This is a genomic window from Peribacillus loiseleuriae, from assembly GCF_001183985.1.
GTDB lineage: Bacteria > Bacillota > Bacilli > Bacillales > DSM-1321 > Peribacillus > Peribacillus loiseleuriae.
In genome coordinates this window covers 4,484,510-4,502,607 of the sequence record NZ_LFZW01000001.1, presented here as the reverse complement: position 1 = coordinate 4,502,607, position 18,098 = coordinate 4,484,510, and the positions used below count along the sequence as shown (strand labels likewise).

General features: G+C 39.0%; 21 protein-coding genes. 13 read left to right on the top strand and 8 right to left on the bottom strand.

The genetic code is table 11. The features are described from left to right. Nucleotides 1-32 precede the first annotated feature (32 nt). The 3 genes from AC625_RS20880 (at nucleotide 33) to kapD (ending at nucleotide 2,821) form a co-directional block, all read left to right on the top strand. The gene (locus AC625_RS20880; protein ID WP_049683028.1) at nucleotides 33-596 is read left to right on the top strand and encodes a 5' nucleotidase, NT5C type; all 564 of its coding nucleotides are present in this window, start codon (nucleotides 33-35) and stop codon (nucleotides 594-596) included. 490 nt (nucleotides 597-1,086) lie between these two features. Beyond that, nucleotides 1,087-1,485: a hotdog fold thioesterase gene (locus AC625_RS20875; RefSeq protein WP_049683027.1), complete on the top strand. Its 399-nt coding sequence runs from the start codon at nucleotides 1,087-1,089 to the stop codon at nucleotides 1,483-1,485. 709 nt (nucleotides 1,486-2,194) lie between these two features. Next, the gene (gene kapD / locus AC625_RS20870; RefSeq protein WP_049683026.1) at nucleotides 2,195-2,821 is read left to right on the top strand and encodes a 3'-5' exonuclease KapD; all 627 of its coding nucleotides are present in this window, start codon (nucleotides 2,195-2,197) and stop codon (nucleotides 2,819-2,821) included. 37 nt (nucleotides 2,822-2,858) lie between these two features. On the opposite strand, the gene kapB is transcribed toward kapD, so the two are convergent. Beyond that, nucleotides 2,859-3,245, bottom strand: coding sequence for a kinase-associated lipoprotein KapB (kapB, locus tag AC625_RS20865; protein WP_049683025.1), 387 nt, complete (start codon nucleotides 3,243-3,245; stop codon nucleotides 2,859-2,861). Nucleotides 3,246-3,555: 310 nt separating this feature from the next. On the opposite strand from kapB, the gene AC625_RS20860 reads away from it, so the two are divergent. From AC625_RS20860 to AC625_RS20850, 3 genes are all read left to right on the top strand, one after another. After that, nucleotides 3,556-4,146, top strand: a complete 591-nt coding sequence (locus AC625_RS20860; RefSeq protein WP_049683024.1) for a peptidylprolyl isomerase — start codon at nucleotides 3,556-3,558, stop codon at nucleotides 4,144-4,146. Nucleotides 4,147-4,260: 114 nt separating this feature from the next. Further along, nucleotides 4,261-5,007 (top strand): AAA family ATPase, encoded by a 747-nt coding sequence (locus AC625_RS20855; RefSeq protein WP_049683023.1) that lies wholly within the window; start codon nucleotides 4,261-4,263, stop codon nucleotides 5,005-5,007. A 198-nt stretch (nucleotides 5,008-5,205) separates the two neighbouring features. Next, nucleotides 5,206-5,430 (top strand): hypothetical protein, encoded by a 225-nt coding sequence (locus tag AC625_RS20850; protein ID WP_049683022.1) that lies wholly within the window; start codon nucleotides 5,206-5,208, stop codon nucleotides 5,428-5,430. Nucleotides 5,431-5,521: 91 nt separating this feature from the next. Here AC625_RS20850 and AC625_RS20845 read toward each other — a convergent pair whose 3' ends face one another. The 3 genes from AC625_RS20845 to AC625_RS26995 all read right to left on the bottom strand — a co-directional run bounded on the left by AC625_RS20845 (nucleotide 5,522) and on the right by AC625_RS26995 (nucleotide 6,982). Continuing rightward, nucleotides 5,522-6,160 carry an NAD(P)-dependent oxidoreductase gene (locus tag AC625_RS20845; protein ID WP_049683021.1) on the bottom strand — a complete coding sequence of 213 codons (639 nt, stop codon included), beginning with the start codon at nucleotides 6,158-6,160 and terminating at the stop codon, nucleotides 5,522-5,524. Nucleotides 6,161-6,240: 80 nt separating this feature from the next. Then, on the bottom strand, nucleotides 6,241-6,651 hold the full coding sequence (locus tag AC625_RS20840; RefSeq protein ID WP_049683020.1) for an Rrf2 family transcriptional regulator: 411 nt from the start codon (nucleotides 6,649-6,651) through the stop codon (nucleotides 6,241-6,243). Nucleotides 6,652-6,790: 139 nt separating this feature from the next. Continuing rightward, nucleotides 6,791-6,982 (bottom strand): DUF817 family protein, encoded by a 192-nt coding sequence (locus AC625_RS26995; RefSeq protein ID WP_156187601.1) that lies wholly within the window; start codon nucleotides 6,980-6,982, stop codon nucleotides 6,791-6,793. A gap of 319 nt (nucleotides 6,983-7,301) precedes the next feature. Between AC625_RS26995 and AC625_RS20835 the strand changes: the two genes are divergently transcribed. Together AC625_RS20835 and AC625_RS20830 are read left to right on the top strand one after the other, a co-directional pair. Beyond that, on the top strand, nucleotides 7,302-8,054 hold the full coding sequence (locus AC625_RS20835; RefSeq protein WP_049683019.1) for a TraR/DksA C4-type zinc finger protein: 753 nt from the start codon (nucleotides 7,302-7,304) through the stop codon (nucleotides 8,052-8,054). A 433-nt stretch (nucleotides 8,055-8,487) separates the two neighbouring features. Next, the gene (locus AC625_RS20830) at nucleotides 8,488-9,003 is read left to right on the top strand and encodes a superoxide dismutase family protein (protein ID WP_049683018.1); all 516 of its coding nucleotides are present in this window, start codon (nucleotides 8,488-8,490) and stop codon (nucleotides 9,001-9,003) included. Between the two features lie 286 nt (nucleotides 9,004-9,289). Here the strand turns inward: AC625_RS20830 and AC625_RS27355 are convergent, their stop codons facing one another. Next, complete coding sequence (locus AC625_RS27355) at nucleotides 9,290-9,433, bottom strand: hypothetical protein (RefSeq protein ID WP_180320127.1); 144 nt, start codon at nucleotides 9,431-9,433, stop codon at nucleotides 9,290-9,292. A 66-nt stretch (nucleotides 9,434-9,499) separates the two neighbouring features. Beyond that, nucleotides 9,500-10,669, bottom strand: coding sequence for a MalY/PatB family protein (locus tag AC625_RS20825; RefSeq protein WP_049683017.1), 1,170 nt, complete (start codon nucleotides 10,667-10,669; stop codon nucleotides 9,500-9,502). Between the two features lie 224 nt (nucleotides 10,670-10,893). On the opposite strand from AC625_RS20825, the gene AC625_RS20820 reads away from it, so the two are divergent. After that, complete coding sequence (locus AC625_RS20820) at nucleotides 10,894-11,154, top strand: DUF1871 family protein (RefSeq protein WP_049683016.1); 261 nt, start codon at nucleotides 10,894-10,896, stop codon at nucleotides 11,152-11,154. Nucleotides 11,155-11,280: 126 nt separating this feature from the next. Here AC625_RS20820 and AC625_RS20815 read toward each other — a convergent pair whose 3' ends face one another. After that, entirely contained in the window at nucleotides 11,281-12,099 is an 819-nt protein-coding gene (locus AC625_RS20815; protein WP_245645058.1) for an alpha/beta fold hydrolase, read from the bottom strand. Nucleotides 12,100-12,269: 170 nt separating this feature from the next. Between AC625_RS20815 and AC625_RS20810 the strand changes: the two genes are divergently transcribed. Both AC625_RS20810 and AC625_RS20805 read left to right on the top strand, forming a co-directional pair. Beyond that, nucleotides 12,270-12,773, top strand: a complete 504-nt coding sequence (locus tag AC625_RS20810) for an Lrp/AsnC family transcriptional regulator (protein ID WP_049683015.1) — start codon at nucleotides 12,270-12,272, stop codon at nucleotides 12,771-12,773. After that, nucleotides 12,770-13,936: an aminotransferase gene (locus tag AC625_RS20805; protein WP_049683014.1), complete on the top strand. Its 1,167-nt coding sequence runs from the start codon at nucleotides 12,770-12,772 to the stop codon at nucleotides 13,934-13,936. Before AC625_RS20810 ends, AC625_RS20805 begins: the two co-directional genes overlap by 4 nt. Before the next feature lie 264 nt (nucleotides 13,937-14,200). On the opposite strand, the gene AC625_RS20800 is transcribed toward AC625_RS20805, so the two are convergent. Further along, complete coding sequence (locus AC625_RS20800; RefSeq protein ID WP_049683013.1) at nucleotides 14,201-15,544, bottom strand: sodium-dependent transporter; 1,344 nt, start codon at nucleotides 15,542-15,544, stop codon at nucleotides 14,201-14,203. Between the two features lie 565 nt (nucleotides 15,545-16,109). Between AC625_RS20800 and yugI the strand changes: the two genes are divergently transcribed. After that, nucleotides 16,110-16,517: a S1 domain-containing post-transcriptional regulator GSP13 gene (gene yugI / locus AC625_RS20795; protein ID WP_049683012.1), complete on the top strand. Its 408-nt coding sequence runs from the start codon at nucleotides 16,110-16,112 to the stop codon at nucleotides 16,515-16,517. A 292-nt stretch (nucleotides 16,518-16,809) separates the two neighbouring features. Continuing rightward, on the top strand, nucleotides 16,810-17,973 hold the full coding sequence (locus tag AC625_RS20790) for an iron-containing alcohol dehydrogenase (protein WP_049683011.1): 1,164 nt from the start codon (nucleotides 16,810-16,812) through the stop codon (nucleotides 17,971-17,973). Nucleotides 17,974-18,098 lie beyond the last annotated feature (125 nt).

Here is an 18,098-nt window from a genome sequence, read left to right as displayed (position 1 = left end):
GTAGATAGAGGATTATATTAGGGGGAAAAAAATTGAGATTTGGTTTCGATATCGATGATACATTGATCAATTTACGGGAGCATGCCTTTCATTTATATAACCAAAAATTGAACAAAAATGTAGAATTAGCTGTATTTAAAGCTTTGAAGACGATGGAAATTCATGAACCGTTTGGACTGTCAGCAGAAGAAGGTGGAGCGATGTGGCGTAGCTTAGCAGAAGAAATCTATTACACATCCTGTCCAGCTTTTGATGGAGCAGTTGAAACGTTGCAGCAGCTTGTCAAGGATGGCCATGAGGTATTCTATATTACGGCACGGAATGCTGAGCATTGCGAACGGACCAAAGACTGGCTTATTCAAAATCAATTTCCAGTTCAAGAAGGCCACTTCTTTTGTGGGATGAAGGACAGAGAAAAAATCCGAATTATAGAGGATCTACAATTGGATTATTATTTTGACGATAAGCCAGCTGTACTGGAAACATTATTGGATGTACCGACAAAAGTATATGCGATTGACAACAGCTATAATCAGGAATTGAAGATTCCAAGGCTTGCGAGCTGGTTTGAGCTAAAAGAGATTATCTCTGAATAAAGAACCTGACCTGAACAGATCTTGTACCTGTTTAGGCCAGTTTTTTTTTAGGCGATTTTTGATGGCTGAAGATGCTAGTGTGCCGGAAGCGAAAAGAAAATATGCGTCAAAATAGAATCATCTATTACCTAAAAAATTTTATCCCACATGAACGGGCAGTAAAACCCCCACTGATTGAAGTTTCACTTTATAAGCAAGTCGCGAGCCGAAACACCACTCACACTGGAAAGTAGTGAATGGGAGTAAAAGATCATTCCAAATGCCCTAAAACTGTTAAAACGTGTAAAATAAGATGAGATAGAATAGTGGCTCAACACCCAAGTCTGTTCTTGACCTAAAAACAACTTTGCCCATGAAATCCAACTTGTTATAAATAAAGGAATTTATTAAGGTTGTTACAATGAGCAAAACATAGAACAGTTCCGTCAAGTACATGTTTTGGTGAAGAACTAGAGTTTACATATTATTTTACAAGGGGGCTAAAGGCTATATGGAATTCAATATTGAGAAGTCATTGTTGAAATCATTGGGTATTGAAATAACAGAGCTTAGTAAAGGAAGAGTCATTGCGACGATGCCGGTTGATGAAAGGACGTGGCAGCCAGTTGGATTGCTTCATGGAGGCGCTTCCGTGGCACTTGCTGAAACTGCTGCTAGTATTGGTGGCTATGAGCTTGTAGACAAATCAAAAGAAGCCGTTGTGGGACTTGAGATCAATGCCAATCATATTAAAGGAAAACGCTCAGGCATGGTAACGGCTGAAGCGAATATTCTTCATAGAGGAAAAACAACCATGGTTTGGGACATTAAAATTCGTGATGAAGAAGAACAGCTTATTTCTGTTTCCCGCTGCACACTGGCAGTTATTTCACTTAACCAGAAAAGCTAAAACTTTATATGATTTTAACTAAAAGAAGGAGCGCAAACTGCGCTCCTTCTAGCTTTTTAACGCATCAGCTGTCTCCACAAGTTCAGGCGAATAGACGAGTATTGGCTTTATGGTCAACCTTGGCTGACGCTAGTGTTGATTGGGGGAAAGAAAGAATTTTTTTTTTAATTCTTTCTTTCCCCCAATCAACGAGACAAGCTGATGCGTATGATGCTGTATAACAACTGTAGCACTATCTGCTTTTAGTATTCTTCAACTGATTTTGAAGTCTTGCCTAAAGAGCAATTCTGCATTATTACATCACGGACCATCCCAATGACAGTTTCGGATGGCAGTAAATGCTTTGCCTTTCGATCAAATAAGAAAGGACCACAAACAGGGGGAAAGTGGGAAGTAGTACAATCGTTAAGATGTAGCTAGAAACTTGGGCATAGAACGGTTCTCTAACTAATATATTTTCGTATAGAATATATTGCTACTTTATCTCGGTTTAACAGAGTGTAATATCGCCATCACGATCTTTGTGAGAGAAACAAGAAAAAATGGGTGGAGGATGGATGAACAAGCAGTGAAGTATGATCTAACAAAATAGGAAGAGGAATTGTTCATAGAGGTGTAGAACATTATTAATTGAAAGAAAAAATCTTAATTTTTTATAATATTCCGTTATAATATTACAATAAGTTTTTAGAAAAGGGGGATGGAAAACATGGAACAGAACATGCAACAATACTTATTCATTGATTTTGAGTTTACTATGCCAGAGGGGAAGGGGAAGCCTGCTGGTTTTTATCCGGAAATTATTGAGGTTGGCTTTGTTTCCGTAATAGATGATGGATTGGGTGATCAATTTTCTTCGTTTGTTGTTCCGGATAAGTTTTCGCAGTTAACAGAACGCTGTAAAAGATTTCTTCATATTTCGCAAGTCCAGGTGAATCAAGGTATTAGTTTTGTTGATCTTGTTGCGTTATTAAAAAGCTATGATCAGAAATGTCCAACAAAAATTGTCACATGGGGAAATATGGATATGAAGGTGTTACGTAACAATTGTCAAAGAGCGGGAGTGGAGTTTCCTTTTACCGGGGAACAAATTGACTTATCAATGGAGTACAAACGCTTTTTTGGTGATCAAAATCAAACGGGTTTGTGGAAAGCGGTACAGGCATATGGAAAAGAAGGAACAGGAAGGCACCACCGTGCACTTGATGATGCGATGACAACGTATAATATTTTTAAATTAGTAGAAAAAGATAAAAGCTATATGAAGAATCACCAGCCTACAACGATTGGGGATCGGATTGATTGGTCTAAAGTTTTAAATAAACTTGTATTATAAAAGCCAAATCATGAGAATTGATTTGGCTTTTAGGAATTTATTTAAAATAGTCTTTCTCCAGTTCCTCAATATTTTGCAGACTTCTTTGATTCCAATCTCCTTGGGTCTCAGACAGCTTCTGTTTCATCGATTCAACTGATTGTTGTAGCGATTCTTTATAATCGGGAATTTCACTCGTGTACGCTCTGACCATATTCTTAGGCACATTCATCTGTTCACGGAAAGCGAGTGCTCGGCGCTGATGAAACAAGGCGACATCCACTTGTTTTGGATGATGTAAATCACCTTGCATAGGGTGCTTGGCGCAAGCAAGAACACGGACAAGATACGCATTTGGCCTCTCTTCAGTAATTTCTCCAATATATTTCCCTGTGCGATAAATCGCAGACACTTTGTCCCCAACTGCAAATTGCTCTTCGCTCATTTCAATTCCCCTTTCCCTACTCATTCTCTCTTTATCATACAAAATTCAGAGAAGGCTTTCAAATAACGAGGAAGGAAGTTCTTATTTACGAATTTAGGTATGTAACGATTATGATAATCAAATAGTTGGACAAGCGGAAGATTGAATCCTTTCAAATAGTATAAAAAACGACAAATTGAGTTGGAATACGTCGATAGCGGCAAGTCGCTTGCACTTTACTAATGGATTCGTGTAAAGTGTACAATTGAAGGCACATAATAGTAGATTCATGATTATGGGCGGATTTTTTATAGGAAAGAAGGGATTTTAGATGACGAACTATCCACAATTAACATCAGAAGTATTAGAAAATGAAAAAGCAGTCATTATGGAAACAAACCAAGGAAATATTAAAATTAAATTTTTCCCTGAATTAGCACCAAAAACAGTTGAGAACTTCTTAACACATGCTGAGAACGGTTATTATGACGGAATTGCTTTCCACCGTGTCATTAAAGATTTCATGATCCAAGGCGGAGACCCACAAGGAACTGGTATGGGTGGAGAAAGCATCTGGGGTGCGCCATTTGAAGATGAATTTTCTATGCAACTATTCAATCTTCGCGGTGCACTATCAATGGCAAATGCTGGACCAGGAACAAACGGAAGTCAATTCTTCATCGTTCAAGCACAACATGTTGACAGCAGAATGGGCGAGCAAATGAAACAAGCGGGCTACCCGGAAGAAATCATCGAAGCATACATGGCGACTGGTGGTACTCCATGGCTTGACCAAAAGCATTCTGTTTTTGGACAAGTTGTTGAAGGCATGGATGTAGTCGATGCCATTGCTAATGCAAAAACGACATACGGTGACAAGCCAGCTGAAGACATCGTCATTCAATCGATTAAATTAGTGTAAATCTTATGGAAGCGGGAGGCATTTGTCTCTCGTTTCTTTTTTGATAACCACCTTTTAGAGCCTCATGAAAAAACCTCAAATAAATTTTTTTAAAAATAGAAAAGGAGCATAGTCATGTTTCCTCTAGAAAGTTATATTCGAAGAGTTGAGTTGAAAAGAGATGCCGTTCCTTCATTTGATATTTATCCGTTCTGTTTACCAGCTGTTCGTCCGTTAACTGATGTTGAGCTTCATCCGAATGTCACATTTTTCGTCGGGGAAAATGGAATGGGGAAGTCAACTTTATTGGAGGCGATTGCTGTTGCTTTTGGTTTTAATGCAGAAGGTGGCACGAATAATTTCAATTTTTCTACGAAAGAGTCTCATTCTAAATTGTACGAATATGTAAGGCTGGTGAAAGGGACGAGAAAGCCGAAAGACGGATTTTTTCTTCGTGCTGAAACGTTCTATAATGTCGCATCTACGATTGAAGAATTGGATATAGGTGGCTTCGGATCGAGAATTATCGACTCTTTTGGCGGGAAGTCACTTCATGAACAATCCCATGGGGAATCATTTTTCGCTGCATTTACGAATCGATTTAGCGGACAAGGAATCTATATACTAGATGAGCCTGAAGCTGCCTTATCTCCGCTCCGGCAGCTATCTCTACTATCAAGAATGCAGGAGCTCGTTCAATTGGATTCACAGTTTATTATTGCCACCCATTCACCCATCATCATGGCCTACCCCCAAGCAAAGATTATCGAAATGACAGAAGAAGGACTGAGAGAAACAAAGCTTGAAGACACCGATCATTATGTGATCATGAAGCAGTTTTTTGAAGATAAAGACCGCTTGCTTTATCATTTGTTAAAATAGTGCGGAGATTTTTGTTACATATTGGATTGACGTATATTTTACAAATCCGACACGTAATTTCTCGATTTGACGCATAATATGCGATTTAAAGTTCTAACTGAAGCCTTCTTACAAATCGATTCAATTTAAGTCGCGAAATGGAAAGGTAGTTGTTATAATTAAGATACAAGAATTGGTATTTTAGAAAGGATGTAACCGATGAACGTTCTTTTATCTACAGTACTAGGCTTATTTCTCTATTTTCCAGAAGACAAGTCAGAATACTTTCCTGCTGTCATTTCGTTCACCATATTCATGATTGCTTGTGCTTTTACGATGAGGTGGATTATCAAAAAGTCACAAAAAGAAGCGCTAAAAACGAAGGAATTAGAAGAAGAAGTAACGCGTAGGAATCAACATTTAAAGAAAAACTCGATGCATTAAAGAGGGATAAATAATCAAAGGATCTCCTAAAAAGGGCCTGACCTCAGTAGTTAAGAGATCTGACTCTTTTTTATAGGACATCCTTTTTTACTTATGCTTCTTCAGAAACGACAGTGAAGCGTTCGTTTACATGTTTAGGATTTTCAAGTTCATCAAGCACAGCTACAGCGTAGTCTTCGTAGCTTACATAGCTATTTCCTTTTGAGTTTACGAGAAGGTGATCTTTGCCGGCTTGATATGTTCCTGTTCTTTTACCAACTGCAAATAATGCGGAAGGACTGAGGAATGTCCAAGTAATAGAATCCGTACCTTGCAGGATTTCGAGATTCTTCCCTTGATTCGAAGCAGTAGGCTTAAACATATCTGGGAAGTCAGGCGTATCAATGACACGAACTTTTTTATCTGGATCAACAAACAGGCTACCTGCTCCACCGACTACGAACAATTTTGTATTTGGTGCTCCTTTTAAAACTTCAATTAGAACGTTTCCGGCATCAACATGTAAATGCTCTTCTCCAAATGGTGCACCAAAAGCATTGACTACAACGTCAAAACCTTTCACATCATCAGTTGTTAAATCGAAAACATTTTTTTCTAAAATAGCTACTCCCTCTACTTGAAGTTTTGCAGCGTCGCGAACGATGGCTGTTACTTCATGATTCCGCTCTAAAGCTTCCTTTGCGATACGGCTTCCTGCTTTTCCCGTTGCTCCAATTATTCCTATTTTCATAATTATGATTCCTCCTAGTAATTGTCTATTTGTAACTAGTTTTGTTACAACTTGGTGGTGAAAAAGAGGTTGACTCTAAATCAAAGGGCCATCCTCGTTCTGATATCTTGTAACGATTTGCTTGCCAGTTCTTTTTCCATTGCAGTCTGTGCTGTATGAAACGTATCTTCCAAAGCAGATTGGATGTTTTTACCGACAGGGCATTGTGGATTTGGATTTTCATGCATCGAAAATAAATCTTCTTTTTCTTGAACGGCGAGATAAATGTCTAAAAGCGAAATCTCTACTGGATCTCGGGTCAAGACAGCCCCTGGCGTTCCAACTTGTGATTGAAGAAGCCCTGCTTTTTTTAGCATTCCTGTAATTCTACGAATGACCACTGGATTGGTGTTCACACTGCCGGCGATATATTCCGAAGTAACTTTTTCACGCGGACCAGATGCAATAAGGGAAAGAATATGAATGGCAACAGCAAAGCGACTGTTAATCATCGTATTCACCACCTATGTAACCATTATAGTTACATTCGGTTTGATTGTCAAATTAACTAGTAATTTCTCTGCGTATAATTTACCCATTTTTTGGGTCGAATACTCAATTGAATATTTGTTTAAAGATTTTTTAAAATGCTTACAATAAAAAAATTAATTTTAAAAGTACGATTTGCGTTCCAATACATACGAGCAGGATAAAATCATAACGTGGCAAGCATACTGTAGGAAGCATGGTTGAGAGCGCAAGTGTTCCAAAGATGACGACCGGGAAAATACAAGACATTGCCTGATGATACGTGAAGCTCGATAAATCATGTATATACTTCATCAGAATCTCTTTTTTCGATTTGCTCTCGGCTGATTTAGCTGCGGCTTCTAGCTACCCTAATGCCATACTCTGTAGCGAATATCACTTCATTGGGGTGTGTTGGTAAGGCATTGTAATGGCAGAACGAGATTAATGCCAAGTGGAAGATGAAAACTTTCTAATAATTTCTATATTTTTTCTGGCTACCTGCATATATTTTGCTCACTTTATCAGCCTTTATCTATTCAAAAAGGGAAGAAACTTCCGTTAGTGAAGCACAATACTTAGGAAATACTACAAGAAGGAAATCCATTTGGTCTACCAAGAAAGGATGGAGTATATGCCTTCAAAAGAACAATTAAACCAATTGAAACTGCAATTACAGCAGTCCAAACGGGAGCTAGAAGATAGAGTAAGTGATAATGGTAACTTCGGACTACTTAGAAGTTTTGCTCATGACTCAACAGGAGAATTATCGAGTATTGATAACCATCCAGGTGATGAAGGTACAGAATTATATGAGCGAGAAAAGGACATAGCGCTTTATGAACATGCACGCCAGCATGTAGATGAAATCAATCATGCGTTACAAGCGATGGAAGCAGGGACGTATGGGAAATGTGAAGTATGTCAAGCGGAGATTCCGCTTGAACGATTGCAAGCGATTCCGACGACAACATTTTGCAAGGAGCATTCACCTTCCCAGAACACTTCTCATAATCGACCTGTTGAGGAAGAAGTCTTAACACCTCCATTTGGGAAATTCGATAACGATGACCAGAATGAATCGGTGATTTACGATGCGGAAGATACTTGGCAGGACGTAGCTAGTTTTGGGACTTCGGAATCGCCATCAGATTTTGCCTATCCTCCAGATGATTATGAGGATATGTATGTAGAATCAGAAGAAAATATCGGCTATGTGGAAGATTATGAGAACTTCGTTGGTGTTGATATGGACGGTAAGAATATTACGGTGTATCCGAACTCGCAACACGAAAAATATGAGGATGCTTTAGATGAGGAAGGGATTATGACGACATTCGGTGACTTGCCGCAGTATGAACATGAACCTTACGTAGAAGAAGACTGATTTATAAGCGTGAAAGCAATTGTGCTTTTACGCTTTATTCCTTTACGTAGATTGCTTCATATATTTTATCATGTTCATCAATAAGAAACGCGCGGTTTTGAACTACCCACCCCTTAATTTCATACGAAATTAAGGGGTAGGAGATGAATCGCCTGAAATAATAAAAAACGACTGTCCGTCTGAAAAGATAAATCAGAAAAGGGCTCAATCCGGCGCGTAAATCTTGTTTCTCACTTGAAATCAACATATATCTGTCATAAGTCTGAAACGTCGTAAAAAAAGGGGAATTAATTATTCAATGTATTTGTAAACAATTTTTTCAGTATACCCTTTTTCACTTTAGGAAAAAATAGATGGGATAGAGTGAAACTTCCATCAGTGGGGGATATTACAGCCTGTTAAACCGGGATAAACGGAATGGTCGGGAGGGAATATGTTGAAAACAAGATTGAGTGCTATAATCATGGTGCTTTTGCTAGCTGGTTGTGCAACAGAAAGTCCTAAGAAAATTGATGTGAAAATGCGAAATGCAAATGGAGATTCACTTGGGAAAATTACTGTTCAGGAGAAGTCCAAGGGTGTTACGCTAGATATTGATTTAAAAGGGCTAGAGCCGGGTGTACATGCGATTCATATCCATAACAAAGGTTCATGTAAGGCACCTGATTTTATTTCAGCTGGTGATCATTTTAACCCAGATAAAAAGGAACATGGTTTACTTCATCCAAAAGGGGCACATGCAGGAGATTTGCCTAATTTAATTGTCAAAGATGACGGAAAAACGAAAGTGAAATTGGATGCGCCAAATGCAACGCTTAAAAATGGAAAAAATACGCTCCTTACTAAAGACAAAACGTCCATCGTCATTCATGCATCAGCGGACGACGGCATGAGTCAGCCAGCGGGGAATTCTGGTGATCGAATTGCTTGTGGAGTCATAAAAAAATGAAGTCAATCCATGAATACATAGAAAAAGTCAGATATTCTTAAAGAGAATTCTGGCTTTTTCTATTGCTTAGCATAACGATATGAAATTTATTATGTGGATAATTTTAGTAGTCTATCCGCATCTAGCTGCCACCGGCGTTCCTTATTAAGTTTTTTATTGGTATCTAGATATTAAAAATTTAGCAGGTGGCTGATATATGCAAGATGGGGAAGTATTTTGGCTAATTGGCCTAGATGAACTATTTCATGCGGGTCAAAAGTCTCGTAATATAAACAGATAAAATAATTTATACGTCAAATTGCAAAAAGCAGATACCAACATAATTGTTGGTATCTGCTTTTTGGGTAATTGTGACTCTTGTTATATAGGAAGAGGTAATAGTGTAATCATGATTGTCTAAGATTTCACCACAAAAATAGCGAACTGGCATGATTTTTACTCCCATTTTATTTGAGTGGATTTATTTTGCAGATACCTTTAACAAAAGCCTTTTTTATTAAGTCAATGCTCGTTTTAATCTGTCTAGTCCTTCTAGAAGGACTGAACGTGGACATCCAATGTTCATTCTCACAAAACCTTCCCCACCTTGCCCATATTTTGGACCAGGTTCAAGAGCAAGTTTACCTTTATTTAGTAAGGTATCTTGCAGTTTTTCATCCGTCCAGCCAAGGCTGCGACAATCAATCCAAATTAAGAAAGATGCATCAGGATGCATAACGTTAAGAGCAGGTAGTTCTTTTGCGATGAAAGCTTCGGCAACTTGAATGTTCTCCTCAATGTAAGGAAGTAATTCATTTAACCATGGCTCGCCATATTGATAAGCTGCTTCCATTGCGGTTAATCCAAGCAAGTTTACCCCATGAAAGGCGTTTTGAATTTGGATTTTTTCAATTTGTTTCTTGTGCTCTGGATTGCTGGCAAGGAGAAGCGAAGCCTGCAACCCGGCAATGTTAAATGTTTTACTTGGCGCCATTAAGGTAATGGTGCGACTAGCTACACTGTTGCTTAGAGAAGCGATGGGAATGTGCTTGCTATGTGACAGAGCTAAGTCAGCATGAATTTCATCACTGACGATTAGGACATCATATTGATCGCAAAGTTCTCCAATTTTTATTAATTCTTCTTTTGACCAAACTCGTCCGCCTGGATTATGTGGGCTACAAAGCAGGAATAGCTTGACTCCGGATTTTAATTTTTCTTCGAAGTCGATAAAATCAATTTCAAATCTTGCGTTGTCGATTAGTAAAGGACTGTTAACAACCTTACGATCAAGATGTTCAATCATATCAAAAAAAGGCTTGTAAACAGGGCTTTGAATCAATATTTGATCACCAGGATTTGTGAAAGCGCTAATGGTGGTGCCGATTCCAGAAACAACGCCGGCGCTATAACCAATCCATGCACTTTCAATCTGCCAATCATGGCGGTTTTTCAACCACTTCTGGATTGCGTTGTCTACTGCGTGTGAAGGAAATGTGTACCCGAATACAGGGTGACTAATCCGAGAATATAATGCCTCTTGAACTTCTTTAGGAATAGGGAAATCCATATCGGCTACCCACATTGGCAGCGCGTCGCTTGTCCCGTAAACGGATGATAATGCATCCCATTTTTCTGAACTTGTATTTTGTCTATCAATCACTTCATCAAAAATTGATTGCTTCATCAAATCCACCTCTAAAATTTAAATTATCCCGCATTAACGGAAAGTCAAGCCCCCAACCTCAAGGCTTAGAGGAATCGAAGAAGTATAGGTGGGGGATAACCGCCCGTAAAAGCCCGATTGGTTCAACTAACAATCAGTAAGTGAAGAAACTCCCACTGATTGGAGTTTCACTTTATGATACTATAATAACATGTGCAGACCATTTTGAAGTAGGTGATAATTGAATGAATACACAACAAGTGAATATGGCGATGGCAGAAGTGTTACGAAGTTGGGACCCGTTTCAGGAAGGTGAGGATTTTTACGGACCTGAAATTGCGGACGTACTTCTGGCTATACGCGATATTGAGAACAGTTCAGAGCTTGCTAGTAAAATTCAGGGGATTTATGAATTTTCGTTTGAACACCAGCTCGCTTTTAACGATTGCTTGAAAATAGCTGAACAGCTACGTAGCATTAAAGGGAATGAAAGCTGTACGCTATAATGCATCAAGGTGTCCGAAAAGGGTCTGACCTCACACTCTATATCCCGTTTATTGTGTCATTTACGTGTCATATAAACGAAACATAGTAGATGTGGGATCTGACCCTTTCATTGTTTAGACATGTATTTATTTTCTTAAAAATTCATGGATGTAGTTGTACACTTCTTCCGGTTTTTCTTCAGGTATCAGGTGACCCGCTTCTTTAAGGATGATAAGCTTGGCATGAGGCAGATCAGTCTGCAACCTTTTCCCGATTGAGAGAGGAACAACTTGGTCATGTTCACCCCAAATGAGCAAACACTCCGTTTTAATGGCCTGTAGGTCGTCCGCAGACAAATCCCCCTCAAAATGCCGCGCCATTCGTCCAAGCGCTTGGAACATTCCCTTTTGTAAAAAGGGCTCTAAATAGCCGTTTCTCATTTCATCATCGATCATCTGTTTGTCATACACGACATTGTATAAATTTTTTTCGATTCCAGACTTTCCGAGATACCACCTTACAAGAAGTGGGAAAAAGGGAAGATAAGTAGCTCTTCTTATCGAGGGTTTCATCGGTGTTAAGTAGCTGGAACCAGACAAAAGCACAACTTTTTCAACTAAGTCAGGTCTGAGCTTACAAATTTGCAAGCAAAGTTGTCCGCCCATAGAATGACCGACCAAGATCACCTTTTTTAAGTTTTTCGCTTCTAAAAAATGGATTATGGAACTGGATACATTTTGATATGAATACGTATAGGAAGAAGACTTTTCACTTTTTCCAAAGGGCGGATAATCAATAGCGAGTAGATTGTAATCCCCTTGAAAAAAAGGTGTGAGTTTTCGAAAGCTGAACGATGAGGATAAAAAACCATGCAGCAAGACGAGAGTGGGCGCATCCTCATTGCTTTCTATAGATTCAGAATACAGGTCGATGTCACATTTTTTCTTTTCTGTCATTTCTCTCATGGGGCTCATCTCACTTTGTTAAATTTTTAAAAATTTGTACATAATTATACTCATGGATTGTTTGGTTTTCTATAACAAATTCTACCCTAATTTGCTATAATAATTAAAGAATTCTGCGATAACAGAATCTTTATACATAGTTCTAAAATTGAAATGTAGGAGGCTGTACTATGCATTTAACAGAAAAAGAACTAGAAATACTGCAAATCATTGAACAAAACAGCCGTATTGACTTCCATGACTTAGCGAAAATGGTAGACGTGGACGAATCAGAAATTGCGGATACTGTGAAGAAGCTTGAAGATATGAATGTCATCGTTTGTTATGCGTCCATCATCAATTGGGCGAAAGTAGATACCTATCATGGGGTAACGGCCATGATTGATGTAAAGGTAACACCAAAACGGGGTGTCGGATTTAATGAAGTGGCAAAAAGAATTTACCGCTTTAATGAAGTTGAATCGGTGTATCTAATGTCCGGAGCGTACGATTTGTCAGTGGTTGTAAATGGCCAATCGATGAATGAAGTGGCTCAATTTGTATCGGAAAAACTATCTACTCTGGATTCAGTTATCTCCACGACGACTCACTTCATGTTGAAAAAATATAAACATGACGGAACGATTTTTGAGCCAACTAATGAGGAAGATAAAAGAATCGTGGTGTCACCATGATTCAGACAAGCTTTGTATCTAAAACAATAGCTGACCTTAAACCGTCTGGGATTCGTCGTTTCTTTGATTTGGCTGTTAATATGGAAGGCGTTGTTTCGCTTGGTGTTGGGGAACCGGATTTCGTAACATCATGGAATGTAAGGGAAGCAGCGATCTTATCGTTAGAAGAAGGCCGTACGTCTTATACGGCAAATGCTGGATTATTAGAGCTTCGACAAGAAATCGCTTCATACATGAGAAAAAGATTTGCTGTCTCGTATCAACCAGAATCGCAAATTATTGTGACGGTTGGTGGGAGTCAGGCCATTGATATTGCACTTAGAGCGATTTTAAATCCTGGCGAAGAAGTATTGGTTGTTGAGCCATGCTTCGTTGCTTACAGCCCACTTGTGACGTTAGCAGGCGGTGTTGCTAAAACGATTCAAACCGTCCGGGAAAACGAGTTTAAGCTGACAGCTACTGAGCTTGAGGAAGCCATTACGCCAAACACGAAAGCAATTATCATGTGTTCGCCGAATAATCCGACAGGAACCCAACTTAGAAAAGAAGAATTAATTGAAATTGCAAAAATCGTTAAAAAACACAACTTAGTAGTCATTTCAGATGAAATTTATGCTGAGCTTGCTTATGATGAGGACTTCACGTCAGTAGCAGCTATAGATGGTATGATGGACCGAACGATATTAATTAACGGATTTTCAAAAGGGTTTGCTATGACAGGGTGGCGTCTTGGATTTGTTTGTGCGCCAAAAGAAATTACAGAAGCCATGCTGAAGATTCATCAATACACGATGATGTGCGCATCGACAATGGCTCAATATGCAGCCCTAGAAGCACTGCGAAGCGGAATGAATGATGTAGAGGAAATGAGGAAAAGTTATCGTCAGCGTCGGAATTATATTGTGAAATCGTTCAATGAAATGGGACTAGATTGTCATAATCCAGGCGGTGCATTTTACGCGTTTCCATCCATTGAGAGAACTGGAATGTCTTCACAAGAGTTTGCTGAGAAGCTTTTATTTGAAGAAAAGGTTGCTGTCATTCCAGGTAATGTATTTGGCGAAAGTGGAGAAGGGCATATTAGATGTTCCTATGCATCCTCTCTTGAACAGCTTCAAGAAGCAATCAAGCGGATGAGCCGGTTTGTTGAAAAATATAAATAAAAAGATAGGATCCCCCATAAGTAAAAGGGCAGGCCTGCAAATTCTAACAACCGTTCATATGGGGTGTAAGTAACCTGATAAACGGTGTATGGAGTGCAAGGTTTGATACTTTTGGGGAGATCCTTTTCTTTTTGTGGAAAAGGGGCGGGGCTTCGCAAATCAGCTCCGTACCGCCACCTTCATAAGGTAATACAGTTTATAGAACCTGAACCTTGAACCTTTTTCGTCGCTTTAGTTTTAGAACAGAAGCTCATGGATGTTTTTTTAAATAATACCAAGCGAACTTAGCAGAACAAGGGTAATTCCAATTGGCGCAATGTAGCGGATGATAAAATACCAAATCTTAAATACTTTAGATGAAATGGTAGAACCAAGCTCTAGTTCATTTTGGACATTTATTCGCTTCATTTGATAGCCGATAAATAGTGAAATGAACAGTGCCCCGACGGGAAGAGCGATATTACTTACAAGGTAGTCTGCCAAATCGAATATTGATTTGTTAAATATTGTAACGTTAGACAGCACACCGAAAGAAAGCGCACTTGGTATGCCTACGATAAATACAAAAATACCAGCAATCCAAGTAGATTTTTTTCGCTTTGTTGGATCATTTTTTGACATAGCTGCGACAATAATTTCAAGAATCGAGAAAGCTGAAGTAAAGGTCGCAAATGCAAGCAAGATGAAGAATATCAGCATGAAAAAACTGCTGAGAGCCATTTCATTAAATACAGCAGGTAGAACTACAAAGACGAGTCCAGGTCCACTTGCAGGATCAAAGCCAAGTGCAAATACAGCTGGGAAAATGACCAGTCCAGCGAGAAGACAGATGAAAATATTCAAACCAACAACGGATAATGCTGATTTTGTAATATCTTCTTGTTTCCCTAAATAAGATGCGTACGTTACCATGACAGAAATCCCGACACTGAGTAGGAAAAAGGCTTGACCTAACGCCATTAAAACTGTTTGTCCTGTTAAAATAGAGAAATCAGGCTTTAAAAGAAATTCAACACCAGCATAGGCTCCTTTAAGTGTCAATGAACGAATCAGCAGCACAAGAAAAAGAATGAAAAGTGCAGGCATCATAATTTTATTTGCTTTTTCAATGCCGTTTTGTACTCCGCCTTTTACTACAATAATCGTTAATATCATGAAGACAAGTTGTGCTAGTACCGTCTCGTAGGGATTGCTAATGATTGTTTCGAACAACTGTCCGTAATCTTTTTGAGATAATCCTGAAAGTGAACCCGTTATGCTGCGAATAATATAAGAAAGTATCCAGCCGCCAACAACACTATAAAATGAAAGTAGGATAAATGAAGCGACAACTCCGCCATATCCAATGAGAACCCACGGTTTACCTGGAGCAATGGATTTGTAAGCTCGTACTGCATCTTTTTGGGAATGCCGGCCAATAATAAATTCGGCGATTAAGATGGGTGCTCCAATTAATAAGGTGAATAGGATGAAGAGCAAGAAGAACATACCGCCTCCGTTTGTTCCAGTCATGTACGGGAACTTCCAAATGGCTCCCAAGCCAATTGCAGAACCAGCAGCTGCAAGGATAAACCCAATCTTGGATGTCCATTGTTCTGGTTTTGCCATAGATGTATAACTCCTTTTTGCTTTTATTATCGTCAAAATACGTAAAACTAACGATTAATTTTATTATCGTACTATTTTATTATCGAAATGTGTAGACCTTTTTTAAAAGATAGTCTATTTCCAACATTTCCCCTTCAATAACATGTTTAAAGGTAGTGCGAAAGAGGAAACTTTTAAATAAAGTGAAACTTCAGTCAGTGAGGTTTTCTTCACCCCCCACTGATTGTTAGTCCCGTTCTAGAGTCGCTAATATATTCACTCCGCTTCGATAAAGCGACTCTACGAACTAAGATTCAATGCATCACAGACTAAATACGCCGAGTCCTTTAGTCTTTCGTCTGTATGACCCACATCCTGTGGGACTCAAACTTTACCTCTGCGCAACTCTTGGTAAGCTTCACTGTATCTTACCAATCGGGCTATTGCTGCCCGTTAATGCGGGATAAATAGGAGTCGCTTTTTTAAAAAATGAAAGATGGTTATCTTTGATTATTTTTGAAATCTATGATATAATTTTTTATTGCATGTAAAGAGAAAAAATTTACTTAAAAATAGGAGTGTTACAATGTCTACTAATTACGAAATTGGAGCAGTTGTTGCTGGTAAAGTTACTGGCATTCAAGCTTATGGTGCTTTTGTTGCTTTAGATGAATCTACACAAGGTTTAGTTCATATCTCTGAAATTACTCATGGATATGTTAAAGATATCAATGACCATTTAAAGGTTGGCGATGAGGTTCAAGTGAAAGTTCTTTCAATTGACGAAGCTGCAGGGAAAATCGGTCTTTCCATCCGTGCTACTGAAGAGGCTCCTGAACGTACAGAAGCTCCTGCTAATAAAGCCCCTAAAAAACGTCAAGCAGCTGTTAAAACTTCAACTAACACTGATTCTTCTGAAGGCTTCAACACATTGAAAGATAAACTTCAAGAGTGGATTGAACAATCTAAACGTGAAGATTTAATCAAGAAATAATGACGAGTAAGCTGGTGGTCCATTTGGATCAACCGGCTTTTATTTTTTATCCCGTATTAACGGGCAGTAAAATCCCCATCCCAAGGCTTAGAGGAATCACAGAAGCGTAGGTAGGGGATGAAGAGCCCTCCTACTGATTGAAGTTTCACTTTATCGTGGAAAAGTTAGCGGTTACCGAACAATGGACAATGCGAATTATTGTAGCCTCCTCAACTTCATGAGGTGCTAAACGTATCTTTTGTAATTGTCGGAGTTCTTGTAGATAATAAGAGTATAAAAAGGAGGGGATATAATGGAAAATTTTGTATATAAAAATCCAACTAAGCTTATCTTCGGAAAAGATCAGCTTGGTCAGTTAAAACAGGAAATTCCGTCATTTGGTAAAAAGGTACTCGTTGTTTATGGTGGGGGCAGCATTAAGAAGAATGGATTATATGAAAAAGTGATGTCAACCTTACATGAGATCGACGTAGAAACGTTTGAGCTGGCTGATGTGGAACCGAATCCGCGTCTCTCGACAGTTCGTAAAGGTGTAGAGATTTGTAAGGAACATAAGATTGACTTTATCCTTGCTGTTGGTGGCGGCAGTGTAATTGACTGTACGAAAGCAATCGCTGCTGGTGCGAAGTATGATGGGGATGCATGGGATTTGGTGACAAAAAAATCACCAGTAAAAGACGCTCTTCCTTTTGGAACCATTCTTACTCTTGCTGCGACCGGTTCTGAAATGAATGCTGGATCGGTTATCACAAATTGGGAAACGAAAGAGAAATATGGCTGGGGAAGTCCTGTAACGTATCCGCAATTCTCAATTCTTGATCCAGAGAATACTTTTACAGTACCAAAAAATCAGACTGTCTATGGAATCGTTGACATGATGTCACATGTGTTTGAACAATATTTTCATCCAGCAGCACACGCACCCTTGCAGGATCGTTTTTGCGAATCACTACTCACAACTGTAATGGAAACAGCTCCAAAGCTTTTAGAGGATTTAGAGAACTATGAGCATCGTGCAACGATCTTGTATTGTGGCACAATTGCGTTAAACGGCTCTTTAGGAGTTGGGTACCGTGGGGACTGGGCATCTCATAATATTGAGCACAGTGTCTCAGCTGTATACGATATTCCACATGCAGGCGGGCTTGCGATTCTTTTTCCAAACTGGATGAAGCATGTTTTATTAGAAGATGTCAGTCGCTTTAAACAACTTGCAGTCCGAGTATTCAACGTGGATCCAGAAGGTAAGACAGACGAAGAAATCGCTCTTTTGGGAATTGATAAGCTTCGTGAATTCTGGTCAAGCCTTGGTGCACCAACGAGACTTGCGGATTATGACATAGATGACTCTGAGATTGAAACCATGGCAGACAAAGCGATGGTATACGGAGAGTTTGGTAAGTTTAAATTATTAAATCGTAATGATGTGGTAGCCATTTTAAGGGCGTCTCTGTAAGTTTCTTACTTGAATAAGCATCCTGAATCATCCGTTCAATGGTTGTTGATTTTTCAGGATGTGTTTCATTTGCAAAAACATTCAGATAAATTTTTGGTTGGTTACGCTTTCGGTGAGGCCAAAGT